At 42.5% G+C, this 19,575-nt stretch carries 19 protein-coding genes; 13 read left to right on the top strand and 6 right to left on the bottom strand.

Annotation, left to right across the window (positions count from 1 at the left end; translation table 11 throughout):
- The first annotated feature begins 7 nt into the window (after positions 1-7).
- The 7 genes from D5F11_RS02040 to D5F11_RS02010 all read left to right on the top strand — a co-directional run bounded on the left by D5F11_RS02040 (position 8) and on the right by D5F11_RS02010 (position 8,403).
- Positions 8-1,390, top strand: a complete 1,383-nt coding sequence (locus tag D5F11_RS02040) for an LLM class flavin-dependent oxidoreductase (RefSeq protein WP_120115727.1) — start codon at positions 8-10, stop codon at positions 1,388-1,390.
- Entirely contained in the window at positions 1,317-1,592 is a 276-nt protein-coding gene (locus D5F11_RS02035; RefSeq protein ID WP_126646480.1) for a hypothetical protein, read from the top strand. The genes D5F11_RS02040 and D5F11_RS02035 overlap by 74 nt, the downstream gene beginning before the upstream one ends.
- A 126-nt stretch (positions 1,593-1,718) precedes the next feature.
- Positions 1,719-2,879 (top strand): MFS transporter, encoded by a 1,161-nt coding sequence (locus D5F11_RS02030; RefSeq protein WP_120115728.1) that lies wholly within the window; start codon positions 1,719-1,721, stop codon positions 2,877-2,879.
- Between the two features lie 582 nt (positions 2,880-3,461).
- Positions 3,462-4,142 (top strand): response regulator transcription factor, encoded by a 681-nt coding sequence (locus D5F11_RS02025; RefSeq protein WP_120115729.1) that lies wholly within the window; start codon positions 3,462-3,464, stop codon positions 4,140-4,142.
- Positions 4,126-5,541: a HAMP domain-containing sensor histidine kinase gene (locus tag D5F11_RS02020; RefSeq protein WP_120115730.1), complete on the top strand. Its 1,416-nt coding sequence runs from the start codon at positions 4,126-4,128 to the stop codon at positions 5,539-5,541. The genes D5F11_RS02025 and D5F11_RS02020 overlap by 17 nt, the downstream gene beginning before the upstream one ends.
- A gap of 114 nt (positions 5,542-5,655) precedes the next feature.
- A complete protein-coding gene (locus D5F11_RS02015; protein WP_120115731.1) occupies positions 5,656-6,774 on the top strand; it encodes a S1C family serine protease in 1,119 nt (372 codons plus the stop codon).
- Between the two features lie 294 nt (positions 6,775-7,068).
- Positions 7,069-8,403: a short-chain fatty acid transporter gene (locus D5F11_RS02010; protein WP_120115810.1), complete on the top strand. Its 1,335-nt coding sequence runs from the start codon at positions 7,069-7,071 to the stop codon at positions 8,401-8,403.
- Positions 8,404-8,674: 271 nt separating this feature from the next.
- On the opposite strand, the gene D5F11_RS02005 is transcribed toward D5F11_RS02010, so the two are convergent.
- Positions 8,675-8,989: an AzlD domain-containing protein gene (locus D5F11_RS02005; protein ID WP_120115733.1), complete on the bottom strand. Its 315-nt coding sequence runs from the start codon at positions 8,987-8,989 to the stop codon at positions 8,675-8,677.
- Positions 8,982-9,674 (bottom strand): AzlC family ABC transporter permease, encoded by a 693-nt coding sequence (locus D5F11_RS02000; RefSeq protein ID WP_120115734.1) that lies wholly within the window; start codon positions 9,672-9,674, stop codon positions 8,982-8,984. Before D5F11_RS02000 ends, D5F11_RS02005 begins: the two co-directional genes overlap by 8 nt.
- A gap of 294 nt (positions 9,675-9,968) precedes the next feature.
- Between D5F11_RS02000 and D5F11_RS01995 the strand changes: the two genes are divergently transcribed.
- Positions 9,969-10,529: a helix-turn-helix domain-containing protein gene (locus D5F11_RS01995; protein ID WP_120115735.1), complete on the top strand. Its 561-nt coding sequence runs from the start codon at positions 9,969-9,971 to the stop codon at positions 10,527-10,529.
- Between the two features lie 4 nt (positions 10,530-10,533).
- Here the strand turns inward: D5F11_RS01995 and D5F11_RS01990 are convergent, their stop codons facing one another.
- A complete protein-coding gene (locus tag D5F11_RS01990) occupies positions 10,534-10,875 on the bottom strand; it encodes a Na-translocating system protein MpsC family protein (protein WP_120115811.1) in 342 nt (113 codons plus the stop codon).
- Positions 10,876-11,104: 229 nt separating this feature from the next.
- Here D5F11_RS01990 and fdhF point away from each other — a divergent pair, with 229 nt between their 5' ends.
- A complete protein-coding gene (gene fdhF, locus D5F11_RS01985) occupies positions 11,105-14,041 on the top strand; it encodes a formate dehydrogenase subunit alpha (RefSeq protein WP_120115812.1) in 2,937 nt (978 codons plus the stop codon).
- A 5-nt stretch (positions 14,042-14,046) separates the two neighbouring features.
- Positions 14,047-14,547 (top strand): helical membrane plugin domain-containing protein, encoded by a 501-nt coding sequence (locus tag D5F11_RS01980; protein ID WP_120115736.1) that lies wholly within the window; start codon positions 14,047-14,049, stop codon positions 14,545-14,547.
- Between the two features lie 169 nt (positions 14,548-14,716).
- Here the strand turns inward: D5F11_RS01980 and D5F11_RS01975 are convergent, their stop codons facing one another.
- On the bottom strand, positions 14,717-15,232 hold the full coding sequence (locus D5F11_RS01975; protein ID WP_120115737.1) for a hypothetical protein: 516 nt from the start codon (positions 15,230-15,232) through the stop codon (positions 14,717-14,719).
- Between the two features lie 44 nt (positions 15,233-15,276).
- A complete protein-coding gene (locus D5F11_RS01970) occupies positions 15,277-16,383 on the bottom strand; it encodes a nitric oxide synthase oxygenase (RefSeq protein ID WP_120115738.1) in 1,107 nt (368 codons plus the stop codon).
- Between the two features lie 266 nt (positions 16,384-16,649).
- Between D5F11_RS01970 and D5F11_RS01965 the strand changes: the two genes are divergently transcribed.
- Positions 16,650-17,078, top strand: a complete 429-nt coding sequence (locus D5F11_RS01965) for a MarR family winged helix-turn-helix transcriptional regulator (protein ID WP_120115739.1) — start codon at positions 16,650-16,652, stop codon at positions 17,076-17,078.
- 495 nt (positions 17,079-17,573) lie between these two features.
- Here D5F11_RS01965 and D5F11_RS01960 read toward each other — a convergent pair whose 3' ends face one another.
- Positions 17,574-17,744, bottom strand: a complete 171-nt coding sequence (locus D5F11_RS01960) for an aspartyl-phosphate phosphatase Spo0E family protein (protein WP_244862113.1) — start codon at positions 17,742-17,744, stop codon at positions 17,574-17,576.
- A gap of 278 nt (positions 17,745-18,022) precedes the next feature.
- Here D5F11_RS01960 and D5F11_RS01955 point away from each other — a divergent pair, with 278 nt between their 5' ends.
- Positions 18,023-18,448 (top strand): GNAT family N-acetyltransferase, encoded by a 426-nt coding sequence (locus D5F11_RS01955; protein WP_244862114.1) that lies wholly within the window; start codon positions 18,023-18,025, stop codon positions 18,446-18,448.
- A gap of 169 nt (positions 18,449-18,617) precedes the next feature.
- On the top strand, positions 18,618-19,133 hold the full coding sequence (locus D5F11_RS01950) for a YbaK/EbsC family protein (RefSeq protein ID WP_120115814.1): 516 nt from the start codon (positions 18,618-18,620) through the stop codon (positions 19,131-19,133).
- The last annotated feature ends 442 nt before the right edge of the window (positions 19,134-19,575 follow it).

Genomic DNA, 19,575 nt, shown 5'->3' with positions numbered 1-19,575 from the left:
ACCCGATATGACAAAAAAAAGAATCTATTTGAATGCCTTCGAGATGAATTGCGTCGGGCACCAGTCACCAGGCTTATGGAGACATCCGGAAGACCAATCCGAGCGGTATAAAGACCTTGATTATTGGGTTGACCTTGCAAAAACTTTGGAAAAAGGGCGTTTTGATGGAATTTTTATTGCGGATGTCATCGGCATTTATGATGTGTATAGGAATGATAAAACAGCCTCGCTCAGGGAAGCGACGCAGGTTCCGGTTAACGACCCAATGATGCTAGTTTCGGCAATGGCTCATGCGACAGAACACTTGGGATTCGGCATTACCTGCTCTACGACATTCGAGCATCCTTATACGTTCGCCCGAAGGATGTCGACACTGGATCATTTGACAAAGGGGCGGATTGCTTGGAATATTGTCACTTCCTATTTGGAAAGCGGAACAAAAAATATTGAAATTGGAGATAAGTTCCAGCATAGTGAGCGGTATGCCATTGCTGATGAATATATGGAGGTCTGTTATAAATTATGGGAAGGAAGCTGGGAAGAATACGCTGTCGTAAGGGACAGAGAAAGGGGGATCTTTACTGATTCGGAAAAAGTACACGGAATAAGTCATCACGGAAAATACTTTGATGTGCCCGGCATCCATTTATGTGAACCGTCTCCACAGAGGACGCCCGTTTTATACCAAGCAGGCGGATCGCCTATCGGCAGGAAATTTGCAGCAAAGCATGCGGAATGCACTTTTGTTTCAGGGCCTGCAAAAGGTCCGATTGCTTCTTATGTGAAAAATTTGAGGGAGCTAGCTGAAAAGGAAGGCAGAGATCCGCAATGTGTAAAAATATTTGCTTTGATGACGCCGATTGTAGGCCGGACAGAGGAAGAGGCCTGGAGCAAATATGAAGAGCTGACAAAATATATCAGCTACGACGGAGCATTGGCACTAGTAGGAGGTTGGACTGGACTTGACTTCTCAGGCTATCATCCCGATGACGAAATAGAATATATTGAAACTAACGCTATTAAATCATGGTTAAAAATGTTGACTGCATCAAGGCCTGATAAAAAATGGACGGTTCGGGAATTAGCGAATTTTGTAGGAGTAGGTGGAATGGGGCCCGTTGCTGTAGGAACCCCAGAACAAATTGCTGATACATTGGAAGAATGGGTGGAGGAAACAGATATTGATGGTTTCAATCTTGCTTATGCACAAGCACCTGGAACTTTTGAAGACTTTGTTGAACTGGTTTCTCCTGAATTGCAAAAACGGAGAGTTTTGAAGAAGGAATATACGGAAGGGACCTTCCGAGAAAAGTTGTTTGGGAAAGGAAAGGCACGACTGCCGGAAGAACATTCGGGGGCGGGATACCGCAGAGCAGGTTCTCCTGTTTAACTTCATTCAGCAGAAATCTCCCACTTCTTTAAGTGGTGAGAAGAATGCAAATTGGTATTCCATTCAGTGGGGGTTCAAACCCCGGCTGAATAAAATCAAAGCCTCCGGCGGATGCCACAGATTTTCAGAGGAAATTTATCGAGCGGAGCTCGATAAAATCTGGGCGCAAATACGCCAAGGCGCATTTGATGATATTCAATAAACTAATTTAGGGCTTCGCGGGTGCGAAGCTCCTATTTTTTGCGCAGGCTTTTAAAAATATTGACTTGGATATGGTTAACAGATTATATTGTTTCATATATCTCCATACATAGAAGGAGAGGATGAGATGAATAAGTCTAATATGACGTTAACCATATTGCTGGGCAATCTCTTTATTGCCTTTTTAGGGATCGGTTTGGTCATTCCTGTATTACCGACGATCATGAACGAATTGAACTTATCGGGCTCCGTTGTTGGAAATCTTGTTGCAGCATTTGCTATTATGCAGCTTCTTGTATCTCCAATTGCCGGGCGATGGGTGGATAAGTTCGGGCGGAAAAAAATGATTGTGTACGGTCTGCTGATTTTTAGCCTTTCCGAATTATTATTTGGGCTGGGTAAAACAGTGGAGGTTCTGTTTGTTTCCCGTTTTCTTGGCGGTATCAGCGCAGCTTTTGTGATGCCGGCAGTAACAGCATTCATTGCAGATATCACAACAATGGACACACGTCCAAAAGCGCTTGGCTATATGTCAGCTGCCATTTCAACGGGGTTTATCATCGGGCCTGGCCTGGGGGGCTTTTTAGCTGAAATCGGATCGCGCGTCCCGTTTTTCACCGCCGCAGGATTTGCGTTATTTGCGGCAGTTCTATCCATCATTACGCTTCGGGAACCGGAACGGGACCATGAAGAAGTGGGGACGGGGCAAAAAGCAGGCATCAAACGTATTTTTATACCGATGTATTTTTTTGCCTTTGTGATTATTCTCATCACATCATTTGGCTTAGCCGCATTCGAGTCGTTGTTTTCTTTATTTGTCGATCACAAATTTGCTTTTACTCCAAAGGATATTGCGATTGTCATTACGGGTGGGGCCATCGTAGGGGCGGTCGCCCAGGTTATATTTTTTGACCGGTTAACAAAATACTTGGGAGAAATTGGTCTGATCCGTTACTGCCTGATTCTCTCGGTAGTCCTCGTATTTTTAATGACCACTGTAAATTCGTATTATCACATTCTGTTGGTCACTTTTATCATCTTTGTTGGCTTTGATCTGATTCGTCCGGCTGTCACATCTTATTTATCAAAGATCGCCGGCAATGAGCAAGGCTTTGTAGGCGGGATGAACTCAATGTTTACAAGTATCGGCAACGTATTGGGACCTGTTATTGGCGGCTTCCTATTTGATATCGATCTGGACTATCCTTATTATTTTTCATCAATCTTTTTATTGGTTGGGGTTGCCATATCGCTTGCTTGGAAAAAGCCAGCCCAAATGAAAGGCTGATCGGACTCTTTATTTGATTGTCCGGCCAGCTTTTTTAACTTCATTCAGCAGAAATCTCTCACTTCTGTAAGTGGTGAGATGAATGCATATTGGCATTCCATTCAGTGGGGGTTCAAACCCCGGCTGAATAAAATCTGGACGCAAATACGCCAAGGCGCATTTGATAATTAAATGAAATCTTTTGTTCGAATTAAGATTTAATATGTCTAGCTGCGACGAACAGGAAGTACTAGTGCCGGCGAAGCGACAGGACGTCGCCGCTTGAGCCAGCCGCCATCGGTGCAAGGATTAAGTCACGCGAAGTTTATTTAGGAAGAATGTACTCCTGCGGCATACTTATTCAGGAAGCATATGTTTCCATCGTCGCAAAGCTGCATGAAGCCATACTCAAGGAAGCTTTTCACGATATAATTGAAATTAGCAGCTTTGCTGTGGTGGCTGAGGAACTGCCTCATCAAAATTCGCCTTGTACTTATCGCCTAAGGGTGTGCGCCTTGCGCTTTTCTTAACTTGACATCTTACTGACATCTTTCCATGATAAAGTGAATGAAGTAGCAGCATTTTTCTCAAAGGGTGACGAACATGACAACAATTTTAATCGTCGAAGATGAGTACCCCATCAACCAAGTGTTGAAGGTTTATTTAAGAAAAGCGGGTTTTCAAACTGAATCAGTTGCAAGTGGAACGGACGCGTTGGAACAGTTTGAAGTAGTCAAGCCCGCACTTGTATTGCTTGATGTCATGCTTCCGGGCTTGAACGGCTGGGAAGTTTTACAGGAGATCAGAAGAAAAAGTGATTGTCCCGTTATTATGTTAACGGCTCTCGGAGAAGTGAATTACAGGCTCGATGGTTTAAATAAAGGTGCCGATGATTATATTTCCAAACCATTTGTGGGGGAGGAAGTTGTCGCAAGAGTTAAAGCTGTTCTGCGCAGGGCTGAGAAAATCGACAATCCTGTCAAACGGTACGGAGGATTAGAAATTGATTTTCAAGGCCATCGTGTGATATTGAATGGTGAAGAGGTTCACTTAACACCACGCGACTTATCGCTGTTGCTTTTTCTTGCTGAGCATCCGAATCAAACATTTACAAGGGATCAGCTCATTGAAAAGATTTGGGGATGGGATTATGAAGGCAGCGACCGTGCAGTGGATTTGTCGATCAAGAGGCTGAGAAAGTCTCTGAAGGGTTGGCCTTCAAAAGATGGAAAAATCCGGACACTCCGGGGATTGGGGTATCAACTCAGTGTCCAGCATACGTAAGAGAAAAATATCGCTGCAGCGGTATTGGACAACGCGGTATTTACTTACGATTTTAATCGGGTTGGTGATTATGGCAGTCATTTCGGCTTTATGGATCCGGCATAAGACTTTGGAAAACCGGCTGCATATGTTGGAATTTATGGCTGAAGAAACTGCGAACCGTTTGGTGACCAACGAGGAACCGGTTATCCCTCCGTTGAATGAAATTCCCGGTTTATTCTCGGAGCGCGGACGCTTGTTGAATATGGAGAGCGATCCTACTATATACATTGCTGATCCAGCAGGGACAATTCTGGCTAATAACCGCCAGCAGAGCTCTTTGAAACAGTTTGATTCATCCTTGCTGAATAACTCGAAAACAGTGATCAAGCTTTCTGAAAAAGGGTATGTCCCGTTTTATGTTGTAAAAAAGCCGATTGAGTTTGAATCTGTGCGGCTTGGCTGGGTTGTGATCACCGAAACGGAAGCCAACCTGTCAAAAGTAAATCAAGAATATCAGCAGCTTACTATCATGATTGTCAGTCTGGCTCTTATTGGCTGGGCAGCGGTTTATATTTTATCAAGGAAGTTATCCAAACCAATTAAAAAAGTATCAAAAGCTGCTGAACAGGTACGGAAAGGGAACTATCAAGTTGATCTCCCGAATGATGCAAAGGCAGAGGAAGTCGACGAATTGATCCGTTCCTTTAAAGAAATGTCGCAACAGCTGCAGAAGCTTGAATCCCTTCGTACGGAATTACTTGCAGGAGTCACTCATGAATTAAAGACGCCGGTCACTTCTATCACCGGCCTTTTACAGGCTATTGATGATGAAGTGGTAAGCGGGGAAGAAGCCAGAGAGTTTTTGAAGATATCTTTAAAAGAAACAGCCAAAATGAGAACGATGGTAGAAGATTTACTAGCTTTCAATTCGTTTGCGGCTAATGCTGTTCCTTTGACAAAGGAGAAGCATTCAATCAACGAGCTTGTAAAAGATTCCATCTACCAGTGGGAGGCAGGGCAGGCGGTTGAAGGACTTACCGTTGAAGTTAAGCCCCTCCAAGAAGATGCTGGTGTACGGGTGGATGCTGTCCGGCTGCAGCAAATCATGACAAATCTTTTGAATAATGCCAGGCAAGCGATTGCTCTTCCAGGAAAAATTGAGGTAAACATCACCGAGTCGCAGGATGAGCTTATGATTGATATTCAAGATACAGGGACGGGAATACCTGAGAAGGAGCAGTCTCTTATTTTTGAAAGGTTTTATCGAGGTCATGAGAAAAAATATAAGGTCGGCGGTCTGGGGCTTGGATTGCCTTACAGCAAAATGATGGCTCAGGCAATGAGTGGAGATCTAGACCTGATCGAAAGCACGTCGTATGGGACGACATTCCGGATCAGCCTGCCGAAAACTGATTAACTGCCGTTAGGGTGCGGCAGTTTTTTTCATGGTGAAAAAGACCTGACATCTGTCTGACATACTGATCCCTTATAGTTTTATATAAGAAGCAGACGATGAAAGGGTGAAAAAAATATGATAAAACGTTTCTTATCAATGCTTACCGCAGGTGTTATCGGTTCGGTCATCACTTTGGCTTCGGTCCAGTATTTTGATACCAGCCAGACGGAACCCAAGCCGTCATCCGAAACTGCGGAGAATATCAATGTCCAAAAGGTAGCGGCAAGTTCAAATTCAATTTCTGACATCGTTGAGCAGTCATCTAAAGCAATTGTAGGTGTAGTCAATAAGAAAAAACAAAGTGACGGATTTCAGCCTTCAGAAGCTGTGACGGCCGGAACAGGCTCTGGCGTTATTTATAAAAAAACGGATAAAGAAGCTTTTATACTAACAAATAATCATGTGATTGAAGGTGCTGGGCAGATTGATATTTCTCTATATAATGGAAAAGTGGTCGAAGCAGAGTTGATTGGAACAGACCCTTTAACTGATATCGCTGTACTTAAAATGAAAGGGAACTATGATATCGAACCCCTTAAAATCGGTGATTCCGATGCGCTGCGTGCCGGTGATCAGGTCATTGCCATCGGAAATCCACTGGGGCTTGACCTCTCAAGAACAGTGACGCAGGGAATCGTTAGTGCGGTCAATCGGACGATTGAGGTGACGACATCAGCGGGAGATTGGGATCTTGATGTTATACAGACAGATGCCGCAATCAACCCGGGAAACAGTGGCGGAGCTTTGATCAATGCTTCTGGAGAACTCGTTGGGATCAACAGCCTGAAAATTTCTGAAAGTGGTGTGGAAGGACTGGGATTCGCCATACCGATTAATGAGGTAACAACCATTGCTAAGCAAATTATTAAAGATGGTCAGGTTGTAAGGCCATATTTGGGAGTAAGTGTCGTCGGTCTAGATAAAATCCCGCCTTTTTATTTGCAGGATATTCCGGAAACAGTGAGAGAAGGTGTGATGGTCGCTTCAGTTGACGAGAACTCGGAAATCGCAAAAGCAGGGATCAAAGTCCAAGATATCATTGTTTCTATCAATGGGGAATCAATTAAGGATGAAGGCGAACTGCGAAAGTTTTTATATACAAAACTTTCGGTTGGTGATCAGGTAACATTGAAAGTCTTTCGTGATGGAAAAGAACAGACCTTTACTGTGAGACTGGCCAGCAATAAAAGATAGAGGAGAAGCCTTGAAAGTGATTCATACAACACTTTCTGGGCTTCTTCTTTTTATATAAAGGTCATATAAAGTTTCTCTGAGTGGGGCATCCAAATAGTTGTTTTAGCGGAATATCAGTATTGTCCATGATAACCTTCATATTTTACAGTTGATCTTTGAACTGCATTTACGAACCAACTTAGGTTGGCTTACTCTTCATATATCGCTCCTCCATTGCATCCTACTATTCAATAAACGTATAACGTTCGTCTGTACTGAATAATATGGTAGAGAACAGTGATGAAAAAGGAGAGGATGACAATTTTAAAATCACTCACTAACTTTTTCGACCGAATGGTGCGGCGTTTTTTACCGGATGCTTTTTTATTCGCCATTATTTTGACACTTGTCGTCTTATTGATGGGCATCCTTTTTACAGACAGTACACCCGTTCAAATGGTCGAATATTGGGGAAGTGGTTTTTGGGATTTGCTTGCTTTTGCGATGCAGATGTCAATGATCGTTGTGACAGGCTATGTTTTAGCAAACACGCCAATCGTTAAAAAGGGGTTAGTGAGGATCAGTACCCTTGCCAACACGCCTGGGCAAGCAATTATGTTGGTTACGTTTATTGCGGCAATTGCTTCGTTGATTAATTATGGGTTCGGCCTTGTCGTTGGTGCTTTGCTGGCAATACAAGTTGCCAAACGGGTTAACTCCTTGGATTACCGTTTATTAGTCGCAAGTGCGTACAGCGGTTTTTTAGTTTGGCATGGGGGGTTATCAGGATCGATACCTTTACTGATTGCTACTCCTGATCACTTTTTGGAAAAAACGATGGGGACTATTCCGATAACAGAGACTTTGTTCAGCGGCTTTAACCTGTTTATCGTTGCTATTTTGGTTATTACGCTGCCCTTATTGAACTGGATGATGCTGAAGTCAAGGGGACATCTGGAAATGACTCCAGCGAAGAATTGGGAGACCGATTCGTTCGAGGATAAAGAAATTGATTCAGTTGAAAACCTTACCCCGTCAGACAGATTGGAAAACAGCCAGATTATTTCGCTCTTAATCAGCTTACTGGGACTTGCCTTTATTGTTTATTACTTCATAAATAATGATTTTGGCCTCAATATAAATATAGTCAACTTTATTATGCTTTTCCTTGGCATTCTTCTGCATCGGACACCCCGGCGATTTTTAGCAAGCGTCAATAATGCAGTAAAAAATGTTGGCGGTATTATCGTGCAATTTCCGTTCTACGCGGGGATTATGGGGATGATGGTTTCTTCAGGATTATCTGAAAGCATGTCCCTCTGGTTTGTCAGCATTTCAACTGAATTCACTTATCCGCTATTTACATTTATCAGTGCTGGTATCGTGAACTTTTTCGTTCCATCTGGAGGCGGGCAATGGGCCGTGCAAGGCCCGATAATGATTCCTGCCGGAATTGAAATAGGTGTTGAATCAGCCAAGACGGCGATGGCCGTTGCATGGGGGGATGCGTGGACAAATATGATCCAGCCGTTCTGGGCGTTGCCATTGCTTGCGATAGCCGGGCTTAAAGTTCGCGACATTATGGGATTTTGTGTCATCATTTTATTATACAGCTTTTTCCCAATCGCTATCGGTCTATTATTCTTTTAAAAGGGATCCTGCATGGGTCCCTTTTTTAAATTTTTGATTAGGTTGTGCATTGCTGACTTTTCGCCATCATCAATACAAGCTTGGGTTGTATTGATTGAATTGCGGGTAGTAAAATTACAGTGTTTTTGAAAAACTTCTCTTTCTTTACTGATTTCACAGTCCGTGAGTTCTATCCTGCTTTTATCCTCAGAGTCTCCAATTACATCATTTGTTAGAGCGTCTAAGTCTTCTTTATTCGCGTTCACGTTTCGAAACTTGATAAGGGCTCCTTTTAAATAAAATACCGGATTAACAATCCAGAGACAATTCCGATAATGACTGAGGGCAGAAACATTTTTGATAGTTTTATGGTGACGGCCGCTGCGAGGCACCCCAAAAGGACAGGCAGTGAAACGGAGGGATAGCCGTTCGCCGTTGTTAACATTTGATTGATAATCAATGCTGTCATAATGGCAATCGGAACATAACTGAAGTATAGACGCAAAGTCGGGTTCATTTCTTTTCCCGCCATGAGTTCCAGGCCGATAATCCTTGATAAAAATGTGGAGACGGCTAGTAAGCCAATGAGTATCCAATAGTTAAGCATGGTGCGTCCTCCTTGCTGCATATAAGCCTGCTAGTGGTGCTAAAATACCTGTGATGACAACCTTTAGATCATTGCCGGGCCAAAGATATTCCAGTAAAATCACAATGACTGCAGCCGTAACAGCAGTGGCGATGATCGGTTTCCCTTTTAACGAAGGAACGAGCAGGGCTGTAAAAGTGACCGGGAAAGCCAAGTCGAGGCCAAACTTCAAAGGGTCAATCTGGTCACCGATAAATGCTCCGAAATAGGAAGAAAGGAGCCAGGCCAAATAGAATGTGGCGGAGATTACCCCGAAGTAGAGGGGGTCTGGCCCATGCTTTTTAAATCTGGTACTTCCCAAGACAAAAGGTTCATCCGAGACGCCGAAGGATAATAGCCATCTCCACTTCTTTTTCGCAGGAGCAAGACCTTCAGCAAGGGCTGCTCCGTATAATAGGTTTCGTAAATTTAATAAGATGGAAGTGAAGAGGACACTAGGCATTGTTGCGCCTGCTGCCAGCATGGCAACAGTCACCAATTGGACTGACCCTGAAAAAACCAGAGCGGACATGGTCACAGTGGCTGCCATACTAAAATTGACTTGGTTTGCGAGTACTCCATAAGACAATCCATACGCCGCAATGGCGATGGCTAACGGAAGAGCCTCAATAAAACCAGTTTTGATTGTATGCTTAAATTCACTCAAATTTCAGGCCTCCTTGTTTAACTTTATTCAGCAGAAATCTCCCACTTCTGTAAGTGGTGAGATGAATGCCTATTGGTATTCCATTCAGTGAGGGTTCAAACCCCGGCTGAATAAAGCAAGCCTCCGGCGGATGCCACAGATTTTCAGAGGAAGTTTATCGAGCGGAGCTCGATAAAATCTGGGCGCAAATACGCCAAGGCGCATTTGATTAGAATCATTGTTCTGCATATTAAAATTAACTTTTGGTATATTATAATATATATATAATAAAAAAAGAAGGTTGGAGGGGAAAAAATGGGTAAGGATTATCCTGGAGATGCAGGGAAGAAAATAGGAGCGAACTTGAGGCAGTTCCGGCTGAGCAAGGGATTGAGTATAGAGGTCTTGGCCAAACAAGTCGGTGTCAGCAAATTAACGTTGATCAAAATAGAGCAGGGGGAGGCCAACCCTACATTGTCTGTTATCTGGAAAATTGCAAGCGGCTTAGAAATTCCGATCACTTCACTCTTGGCCATTGAATCGGATGTCGCTGTTGCCAGAACAACAGATGGGCTAAAATTAAAAAGTTCAGACGAAGTGTTTATCGCTGAACCTTTGTTTCGTTCTCACGGGTTTGAACTATATCGGGGATACCTGGATCCCCATGGTGAATATGTGTCGGAAGCGCACCAGCCTGGTGTGATGGAATTTGTTACTGTAATGTCCGGTCAACTAAATGTAGAAGTGGATGGTGATTCATTTCACTTGGAAGCGTACGATTCTATTCGTTTTAAGGGAGATCGTCTTCATAAGTACGCAAACCCTTCTTCTGACTTAACGATTTTGCATTTTGTCATTTCTTATAACCATCTCTGAAACGTTAAATTTTTCGGTCAAAAACAAACACGGATACAGCGATGTCCTCATCCACTTTTAAATCGGAAAATAAATGAACAAGCTTGGCGCCGACAAGTTCTTCCAGGCCTTCCGGCGGGGATTCCTTATATAAATCTTGGATCATGCGCGTTCTGGCGATTAGAATCATTTCCTTGCCGTCGTCGGTGTCAGCAATAAACCTTTCAGTAGGTGTTAAGTTTCCATAGAGAGTGGAAATGGCCATATGATCTACGAACGTAGTCTCGATCCGTTCAGGTCCTTTACCAAACAGATCTTTTCTCAGCTTTCTAATGATATTATTGAATTCGTGTATCTTTTTTGACATTCCCATCATCACCTCTTATTGATTACTCTCATAAAAACAACTATACTATATAGAAAGAAATGGTGTTGTTGCATGCCCTGCAGCCATACTATTTATTAATTATCATAGAGTTGGATTGGTAGTTTAGCAAGGTCTGTTAAAAAACTATTCCACCATGAAAAAAGCGCCTGCAGGCCAGGTGTTTTTCATGGTGGATTTTTTATTTATTAAAGTGGAGGTGTACGATTGGATGATTAAGATTAACGGATCAAGTTATGATTTTCAGGAAGGTAAGACTATTCTTGAAATCATTAATGAAAATCAAATTCCCCACCCGCAAATTTGCCATCTGCCAGAAGTTGACCCAATTCAAACGTGTGACACGTGTATTGTGGAGGTTGATGGGCGTCTTGTGCGTTCCTGTGCGACGCCGGCAGTCCATGGGATGGACGTATCTCTATCCTCGCCAAGTGCAAAAGCAGCGCAAACGGAAGCAATGGACCGGATTCTTCAAAACCATCTTCTCTATTGCACCGTATGTGACAACAATAACGGGAACTGTAGGATCCATAACACTGTTGATTTGATGCAAATCGAGCATCAGAAATATCCGTATGAACCAAAAGTTCCGGTCGAACAAGTTGACTATTCACACCCTTTTTACCGATATGATCCAAACCAGTGTATTGCTTGTGGCCAGTGTGTTGAAGTATGTCAAAACCTTCAGGTGAATGAGACGCTGTCAATCGACTGGGAAAGAGAGCGCCCTATGGTTCTTTGGGATGGAGGATCAAGCATTAATGACTCGTCATGTGTGGGATGCGGGCATTGTGTTACAGTATGTCCATGCAATGCACTGATGGAAAAATCAATGCTTGGAGAAGCTGGATTCATGACCGGATTAGAGAATGATTTACTCACTCCGATGATTGATCTGGTAAAAGAGGTAGAACCCGATTACGGCAGTATCTTGGCTGTGTCAGAGGTTGAAGCGGCCATGCGTGACACTAAGACGAAAAAGACGAAGACAGTCTGTACATTTTGCGGTGTCGGTTGCTCATATGAAGTGTGGACGAAAGACCGTAAGATTCTAAAGATCCAACCTGTCTCCGAAGCTCCAGTGAATGCTATTTCTACCTGTGTCAAAGGAAAATTCGGCTGGGATTTTGTAAACAGTGAAGAACGGATCACAACTCCACTGATTCGTAAGGATGATGCTTTTGTTGAAGCGACATGGGAAGAGGCGCTTGACCTTGTTGCAAAGAATCTCGGCACCATAAGGGAAAAGCACGGAAAAAATGGAGTGGGATTTATTTCTTCTTCTAAGATTACAAACGAGGAAAACTATTTGATTCAAAAATTGGCTCGCCAAGTGTTTGGAACGAACAATGTTGATAACTGTTCGCGCTATTGTCAATCGCCTGCAACAGACGGCTTGTTCCGAACAGTGGGTATGGGCGGTGATGCAGGTACAATTAAGGACATCGCGAAAGCCGGGCTGGTGATCATTGTAGGGGCAAATCCTGCGGAGGGGCACCCGGTTCTTGCAACAAGGGTGAAACGAGCACATAAGCTCCATGGACAGAAGTTGATTGTTGCCGACTTGCGAAAAAATGAAATGGCTGAGCGCTCCGATATCTTTATCAGTCCAAAACAAGGAACTGACCAAGTGTGGCTGATGGCGGTTACGAAATATATCATTGACCAAGGCTGGCATGATCAAGCTTTTATCGATGAAAACGTGCACCACTTTGGAGAGTTCAAAGAAATTCTTGAAAAATATACGCTGGACTACGCTGAGAAAATCACGGGTGTGTCAAAAGAAATGCTAATTCGCGTGGCTGAGATGGTCCGTGATGCCGACGGTACTTGTGTGCTCTGGGGAATGGGAGTCACTCAAAATACAGGGGGCTCTGACACTTCAGCAGCCATATCGAATTTATTGCTTGCAACAGGAAACTATCGCCGTCCAGGAGCGGGTGCTTATCCACTCAGGGGACACAACAATGTCCAAGGCGCTTGCGACATGGGAACTCTTCCGGGATGGCTTCCAGGCTATCAGCATGTGACGGATGATGTGGCCCGTAAGAAATTTGAAAAAGCATACGGGGTGGAGATCGAAGGCAATCCCGGACTTGATAATATCCAAATGCTCCAGTCCATCGATGAGGGTAAAATGAAGGCGATGTATGTGGTCGGAGAGGATATGGCGCTTGTTGATTCGAATGCGAACCATGTGAGTGATATGCTATCCAAACTAGATTTTCTTGTCGTTCAGGATATTTTCTTTTCAAGGACTGCGCAGTATGCTGATGTGATTTTGCCAGCGGTTCCTTCATTGGAAAAGGACGGAACTTTTACAAATACGGAAAGACGGGTACAGCGATTGTATCAGGCGCTGCCAGAGCTGGGACAGGCGAAAGCGGACTGGCGAATTGTTCAAGAGATAGCCAACCGGCTTGGAGCCGATTGGAATTACAGCCACCCAAGTGATATTTTTGCAGAGATGGCCAGCTTATCGCCATTATTTGCTCAGGCTGATTACAGTGTCATTGAAGGCTGGGACAGCTTTTTATGGGGGAGCTTGGAAGGGGAGAGCACGCCGCTTTTGTATGTGGATGGCTTTAATTTCCCCGATAAAAAAGCGCGTTTTGCCCTATCCGATTGGGTGGAGCCTGTACAGTTCTCTGAAGAATATGATCTGCATATTAATAACGGGCGAATGCTCGAACATTTTCATGAAGGAAATTTAACGAATAAATCAGATGGAATCCAGTCAAAGGTACCGGAAATTTTTGTAGAAGTGTCGCCTGAGCTTGCTGAGGAGAGAGGCGTGCAGAGCGGTTCTTTAGTTCGGCTTGTTTCTCCATATGGTGCATTGAGGCTACCGGCGCTCGTGACAGGCCGCGTCAAAGGCAAAGAGCTGTTTTTACCGATGAACTCGGTTGATAAAGAATCGGCCATTAATTTCTTGACCGGACCTGCGACCGACCAGCGTACAAATACACCAGCGTACAAACAGACGATGGTTCGGATGGAAGTGATCCAGAAAGAAGGAAAAAATCCGATGCCTAGTACGAATCACCGCAATAAAAAACGTCATCCGCAAAATGGTGTAGAAGTGCATCGAAAGTGGAAGCGTGAAGGGTATGTACATTTAACAGATGAAGTTGAGAAGGTGAGGTAAGATCAATGGCGATTCCAGTTACGACGATCAAGAAAAAGAAATTGACTGAAGAAGAAATCCGCCAGGAAAGATTGGCGGAGCTCCAGTCATTGATTGCCGACCAGGAACAGGCGCTAAATAAGATTCTCGAAATTACCGGCGATTTGGAAGATATAGGTGTCTTGGATGCTCTGCAGGCAATGGTAAAAGCCAAGGAGGACATCGCCAAAATTGCTCTTGCCCAGGTGTCCCGTGAACCTTTTACCAATTTGATCAATCATGTGATCAATACATCTAATGCTATTTCTGCGATTGACCCTGAAGTAACTGCCAAGCTAGCTGACGGTATAAAGTCTGGTCTGCGTGAAGCTGAGGCGGACAACGAAGATCAAAAGGTAGGCGTCTTTCAGTTGATGAAGGCACTAAATGATCCTGATATCAATAGAGCTGTAAAGTTTGGGCTGAATTTTTTAAAGGGAATGGGGAAAGAATTGGGAGATTCTAAGAAAAGCGAAAGCGCCTTGTGACCTCGAGGGGCTAGGCGCTTTATCTGGACATAGAAAAAGCTTCCTTTTAATCAAATTTTCCATAACAAGTTATACTTTCTTTACTCACAAGGAAGAAAGTTAGAGAGTAAATAGTAGTGAATATTTATAAGCCCATTCCGGAGAAAGTTTGTATCCTTCGGCAATGGGCCTATTGTTTGTTAAAATCATTCACGTATGCTGGATAGACTTTTTTAACGATGATGACCAGATTGATAACAAAAATCACACCGTAAAAAATCCGAATCACCATATGGGAAATGCCTAATCCTTGAGAGATGCCATTAATATCACCGCCAAAACCTAAAGAAAGCAGCGATATATATACTGGATCGACCAGCATAAAAATAAATGTAACAAAATATAGCATTGATTTGATTGTTCTATTTTCTAAACCTAATATCTTCGGCATATGTAGATAGAGTAGATATCCTATGATCATTGTTGCTAGACTGCTTAACCCTGAAAAAGATGCCAAAGTGAGTCCGCCGATTGTTAAGGGCTCGGTTATTTGTATTTCAACGCCAAGAATGCCAATGAACCGTATGCCCTCAAATATTCCAAGGTAATAAGCCTGAAGCAGATGAAATCCCTCATGAATGATTAAATACAAAAGCATCCCGACAGTCATATACAAATACCTGTTCAAAACGCTCTTCTTTTGCATTTATTGGCATACCCCCACAGTGTCCTTTGGAAATCATTGACGCATCAATTTTCCTCAGGATCGTCCTGATAAAAGTAATTCGGACTGATGATGTCATGATTATATGACTGATGGAAAATATGAGTTGTGGCAGGTGATAGTGGAGGAATGAGCCAAGTCCAATCACCTGTGACAGCTCTGCCATTCTCCAATTCGTTTTTTTCAAAGCTTTTAAATTGTTTTGCTGCGGTATGATGGTCAACGAGCGTTATACCAGCTTGATGGTAAGAATGGAGCACTGCAATATTTAATTCAACCAATGCTTTATCGACCCATAGCGAAAGATTGGATTTTGTGTCTAAACCCATCAGCTTTGCGATTTCTGGCAATAAATTATAGCGATCCTGATCAGCCAGATTTCTGGCTCCGATTTCAGTCTCCATATACCATCCGTTAAATGGAGCCATTGGATAGTCAATGCCGCCTATTTCTAAACGCATGTTAGAAATGATAGGAACGGCATACCATCTGACACCGAGATGGTTGAACCCCTCCAAATCTGGGTGAGTAATATCCACTTCCTTAACGAAATTTTTTGGGATTTCAAACAGTTTGGGCACTTTACCATTTTCTTGGATGACGAGAGGAAGAACATCATATGGTGTTTGATCACTGCGCCATCCCAGTTGTTCACACATCTTTGTGAGCTTAATGGATGTTGAGTCGCCGATTACTTTACCCTCTTTTTCATATCCGGCGTAGCGGATTAGTTGATGGTTCCATATTCTAATCGGGTCTTTTCCATCTTTTCGTGGTGCAAAAATAGTAATGGCAGGGCGGATTTTGCCTTCATTTGTTGCATAATGAATATGGTTTAACAACTTCTCAAAGGCTGCTTCGGCAGTCACGGTATTTCGCTCATCAAAAACATCCAGTGTATGCCAAAGTAAGCGTCCAATACAGCGATTGCTGTTGCGCCAAGCCATCTTAGCCCCATGTGTCAATTCAAAGCCTTTATGGGTATATGTACCCGTATTCGAAATTTCTTCTTGTATCTCTTCAATGCGGTTTATTTGCTCTTCTTTAGACAAATTGAGCTCATTGTAACAAGTGTGAATGAATTTGGTTGCTTCCATAAGCAATGCTGTATCATTTTTAGTAGATAAAGCCATTATGATCAACTCCGTAATATTAATGTATCATTGATACGGATGAAAACACTGATAAAATGAGCCGATTTGTTGAACCTTTCTTAAAAAAAGATGGAAAAGGAGGAAAGTTTGCGAAGGAGCTATTAAACGGAAATAATATCGAAGCACCATTCTTAGCAGTGCCAGTAAAGTATCAGGTTCTTATTGACAATATAGCATGATTGCTTTATAAGTTTAATAAACTAAACTATAAAAGGAATGTTCGGAAAAAAATATGGAGTGAGTCGATGAAGGAGTATTTAAAAGTCATTGAACAAATTTATGAGACGTTTGATCAGTTCAAGATATTGGTTGCTCAAGAAGTAAAAGAAGCTCAGCAATTGGAAAGCTTTGCTCTAACCCCGCAGCAGGAAATGATGATGGTTTATATCATTCGAAATCAGCCGGTGACATCCAATGACATTGCTGCTTATTTAAACATTTCAAAAAGCGCGGTCAGCCAGGTTATCCCGAAATTGGAAGAAAAGAAAATGATCAATCGTCAAGTGAACCCATCCAATCGCAGGGAGATTTATATTACTCTTGGTCCTCGGGGGCAAGAATATTTACAGCTTCTTAACCATATTGATGAGTTGCTTGTAAGAAAATATTATTCGAAAGTGAAGTTAGAAGAGCTTAGAGACGTACTTGCTATATTAAACAAAATAGTTGAGTAGGGGTAAAGAAAGGGGATTTCCAAGCTGGAAAAGAAGTTAAAACACTGCCAAATGAGCTTGAAACAGATCGCCCGATTTTATTTGCTATATGCAAAAACTTTAAGCATAGATGCCGGAAATTCAAACGTTATGTCGAGTTATTTCTTACACAACTGAGAACAACCAGCCCTGTTAAACTTCATTCAGTAGAAATCTCCCACTTCTATAAGTGGTGAGATGAATGCATATTGGTATTCCATTCAGTAGGGGTTCAAACCCCGGCTGAATAAAGTCAAAGCCTCCGGCGGATGTCACAGATTTTCAGAAAATCCAATTTGGAAATGATACATCCTCTTTTCGATGAACATTAGGGTCGGGATAGCAGGACTGATAGTCTTTGATGACACTGCATAGCATCTCATTTTTTAATAGAGAAATGATGTAATCACACAAAAGTGTTACTTCCTATGTTGACGGACAAAAAGACATTGCAGGAGGGAAGGGTGATAAATTTTATTACGTTAATGGATATTTATTTAACATAATATCTAGCTTCTGGCTTAATTCAATCGTTTTTTTATTAGTTAATCCCTTAGTAGTGCCGTAAATCATCATTTCTTTCCTAAGTGAGTAGATTTCGTCTAGCAAAGTTTGCTTTCGTTTGTTGTTAGTATTTTTCTCCATCATATTAATTCTCCTTAGTAGTTTTTGTATCTGTGCAGCTGAGGAGTTGTTGGTAAAGCTACACAGGAAAACCAAAAATAAATGGAGATCAAAGCTAGAGGAAGGGTCCCTCCCGACGGCGATAGGATATGTTGATTATACCATATATTGTTATTATAAATCTATACATATACAATATATAGATGTGAAATTTGAAAGATTTCCGGATTCTTTTTCTAAAACTTTATAACGATTGATCCTATTCTGATAAAATGAAGGAAGGAAAGAGAGGAATCGGTAAATTGATAACAATAGAAGAGCTTAGTACAGAAGAAGAAGTTGTGAAAATTTTTCCGCTCATGAAAGACTTGCGGCCATTTTTGGATGAAGAACGTTTCCGTGAGATTTGGCGTGCAATGCAACCTGATGGATATAGAGTTTATGCCATGTATGACGAAGGAGAAATCGTTGCTTTCACTGGTATTCAGATTCGCACCAATATGTATTACTTCCGCCATGTATTTGTGCATGAGCTTGTGACGAGGCCGGATATCCGTTCGAAAGGGTATGGAAAGCACCTGCTCGCATTCGTCCATGAGTGGGGGAGGGAGCATGGCTGTGTGACGGTTGCTTTGGAGTCGGCTTTATCACGAGAGGACGCACATCGTTTTTATGAAGAGAAGATGGATTATGACCGCTTTTGCTACTCGTTTAAAAAAGCGCTCTAATAAAAGAGGGGGTTGTTTCTATTAAGAAGGTCTATAAGCATCTATGAATATAGATTCGGGCTACCTCTTCTTGCAAGAAATAAGAGAGCGTATATGAAAAATGGTGAAAGCGGATTAGGAAAGAGATGCACATCATAAATAATATAGGAAAAACAGGAAGGTGAAAGAATTGTCACTCGAAAGTGTCAAAGCTCATTTCAGAAAATGGAATCATGAAGAGCGTATAATGGAGTTTGAAACATCCAGCGCCACTGTGGAACAGGCGGCTGAAACAATCGGCGTCATTCCGGCGCGGATTGCCAAGACTCTTTCTTTCAGAGGTGAGGAAGGTCAGGCGATTCTGGTTGTTGCTGCCGGCGATGCCAAGATCGACAATAAAAAATTCCGGCATCTTTTTAATTTCAAAGCCCGGATGCTGCCTCCGGATGAGGTATTGGAACAGACAGGACATGCTATTGGCGGTGTTTGCCCTTTTGGGTTGGCGAATGATTTAAAAGTATACTTGGATATTTCACTGAAGCGCTTTGAAACAGTTTTTCCCGCATGTGGAAGTACAAATTCAGCCATTGAGCTTTCGTGTGAGGAGTTGTATGAGTACTCGTTAGCTGTCACATGGGTGGACGTATGTAAAGGCTGGGAGGAAGAAAAGGAGCAAAAGTCAGGCGCAATCAGTAGTCAGTCTTGATCAAAATGGAGGTTCCTCATTTTAATATAGTTGAGGTGCCTCTCTTTTTTACTTTTTTAACGATATGTAATTGGAGGGCGTTTTCTATGGCATGCCCATGTCCAAATACTGGAAGGATTTGCTGATCAGCATTTTAATGGCGAAACTCGTCTGCTGGTACGGTAACTTAAGTAAAAGTTGAAGATTTCTCAAGGCTTTGGGAAGTCTTTTTTAGGTGCTTCCCCTCAGTTATTATAAACAGTCCTTTCAACTCCTTCCCATAATTCCAAATCAGCACGAAGCAGATTCGCCGAATTTGAATTATAATAAACTATGGAACGTTTGAAGGATCTTTACCATGATGATTGCATTCACAGCCTCGCTGATGTAATAAATCTTATATTTTATCGGTTTATATTTACCTCAAGAATGGTTAAATCCTGGACTCGTGGAATTAGTGAAA

Source organism: Siminovitchia terrae (assembly GCF_003605405.2).
Lineage (GTDB): Bacteria > Bacillota > Bacilli > Bacillales > Bacillaceae_C > Siminovitchia > Siminovitchia terrae.
The sequence above is the reverse complement of the archived record's forward strand: the minus strand, read 5'-3'. Positions and strand labels throughout refer to the sequence as shown.